Raw genomic sequence first — 2,333 nt, forward strand, 5'->3', positions numbered from 1 at the left:
CGGACGGCCCTTGTAGATGTCCGCATTGACGCCCGAAGTGTCCTGGGCAGCGCCCGGCACGGCCCATGCCGCGAACATCAGGCTCGCGAGGAGTGGGCGAAGCCCAACGGCACGTGTCATCACTATCTCCTTGACCCGAACAGGCTAGCTTTTCGGCGTGTACCAGATGGGCGAGGTGTAAGCGCGCTCCTGAGTTGTCATCGGAACTTCGTCGCTCATGTCGACATCGAAGCGCTTGGCTTCGTAGGCGGTCCAGCGCGGCGTTGGAATTTCGATGACGCGCGCATAATAGAAGGCGCTCTGGTTCGGATCGAAATCCGGGTCCGTCCACACCGTGATCATCTCGGGCTCGCCGATGGAGTTGCTCCACGTCGCGTTCTCGACATCCACGGTATTGCCGACCGGCGGCAGCTTGCCGTTGGCTCCGGGCTTGCGATCGTCGCTCCATACGACGTCGTAGACCATCTCCTCCGTCTTCCCGTCTGAGGTCATCCAGCCTTTGACGATCTGAATGCGGTCGAGATTGCCGCTATAGGGGTCTTTCGCCGCCGCGACCAGGAAGGTCGGCGCCTTGCCGTCGGGCATGGCACTGAGATCACCGCCCATGGGCACACCCTTGGCATAGCCTGCGGCAGCTGGAAGACGCGTCTTGGTGTCGTCCTCGTCGAAATCCCAGCCGCCGAAGAAGCGCACCGTCATGCGCGGGCCCGTTGTCGCGTAGGTCTCCTTGCGCTTCATGGCATCGAAGATCGCCTCGCGCGTGTTTTCCTTCGCCCAGACTCCGGCATAACCACCGGCGGCCTGCTGCCAGCCCTTGATGGTGAATTTGGGATCGGGCGCCTCGATCACCACGTGCTCCCAACGGTGCGGTTCCGGCTCGACACCGGAATGCTTGCCGAAGAAATTCTCCTCTTCGACCGCGGCAAGCGACGTGTGGGCATCGGTCGAACCGATCATGCCGAACTTGTATGGATTGACGCCGAGCTTGTCGCCGAGCTTCAGCCCAGTTTTCAGAGCCTCGCGCGTATATTCCCACTGAAACATATCGTCTGTCTTGGCTTCCGTGCCGTTGAGGTTCGACTTGTCCCAGGTCTCATAGTCGGCGAATTCGTCGTTCGGCGACAGGAACGGATGCGTCTCGCTGTCTCCCTTGATCTGAGTGGCTTCGACTAACGGTTCGTATTGGGCCCGCAACGCGGCGAGCTCTTTGGTGAGCGGCTGGCCATCGAAGGTCTCAACCCTGAACATCCGGCCGTTAGACAGATTGCCGTTATGCGGGATCGCGAGAACCTCGGCCCCGGTTTCCTTCTCGAACGCGGCGAGGTGCTTCCAAACATCTTCCGGGTTCTTGCTGTCGTACTGCGAGAAAGGAACTGTCTTGTTGGCGTCGCTCGAATCGCCCCGGAAGATTACGTTGCGGTGGAGATTGTCGCCACCGATCGCCGTCCACTCGTAGCCAATGAGCGCCGTGAACCTGCCTGGGTCGTTGTACTTGTCAGCGAGGGCCGTGTAGTTCCGCCAGGCATCGCGTACCGCCTTGTCGCTCTTGATGGGCGGCTCATCGCCCGAGAGCGACACGACGATCTCCATGGCCGTCGAGAAGAGCTTGTCGCTGTCACCACTCGTCAGTTCCCCATACCAGCGCTTGCCGATCTCCGTGGACAGAATGTCCTGATCACCGCTCAACAGTTGCGGCATCAAGCCGTACATCTCGGCGTGGTCCGCGATCACCAAAAAGTCCAGCGGCCGGGAGAGCTTGGCCTGCAGGCCGTGGGTTGTTGTGACTTCCTCGCCCCGAGCAAAGCGAAAGGCGTCTTCCTGACCGATCCGGTTCATCGTTCCCGCATCGACCGAGACGGCCGTGTGGAGATGCGTGTCGCCCCAATATACCTTGGTGGGAAAGTCGCGCCCCACATACGGCGAGAACTGAGTCTTAGCGAGGTCTGCGGTGCCGTCCTTGGTGGGAAGCTGATCGGCGAGCGAGGACGAGACGCAGCCGCCCGTGACCAAGAGCGCAGCCATAGACGACAAGATAACCGAACGCGTTTTCATAGTTTCCTCCGCTTTTTGGCGACAAGCCGGGCGCTTCGCGCACGGACCCGTTACATGGTCCTTTTTAGCACATCGGACCCGAGCTTCTTTTAGCATTTCGCGCCATTGGAGATCCGCATCGAGGCTCTGCAAGGGGCTACGCGAGATGAAACCGGAGAGGCTAACTCTTCGGTGTATACCAAATCGGCGAGGAGTAGGCGCGCTCTTGCGTGGTCATCGGTACGTCGTCGGACATATCGACCTTGAACCGCTGCGCATCGTAAGCGGTCCAGCGCGGGGTT

2 protein-coding genes are annotated in these 2,333 nt (G+C 60.5%); both read right to left on the bottom strand.

From position 1 onward, the window contains the following. Positions 1-144: 144 nt before the first annotated feature. The gene (locus WBQ77_RS10480) at positions 145-2,022 is read right to left on the bottom strand and encodes a DUF3604 domain-containing protein (protein ID WP_424060150.1); all 1,878 of its coding nucleotides are present in this window, start codon (positions 2,020-2,022) and stop codon (positions 145-147) included. A 190-nt stretch (positions 2,023-2,212) separates the two neighbouring features. Continuing rightward, positions 2,213-2,333: DUF3604 domain-containing protein (locus WBQ77_RS10485; protein WP_424060152.1), on the bottom strand; the 121-nt coding region annotated here is incomplete at its 5' end.

This window comes from Methyloceanibacter sp., from assembly GCF_049590335.1.
GTDB lineage: Bacteria > Pseudomonadota > Alphaproteobacteria > Rhizobiales > Methyloligellaceae > Methyloceanibacter.

Excerpts from the sequence above, each read along its gene's own strand:
- WBQ77_RS10480 (WP_424060150.1), bottom strand. The coding sequence starts at position 2,022 with ATGGCTGCGCTCTTGGTCACGGGCGGCTGCGTCTCGTCCTCGCTCGCC.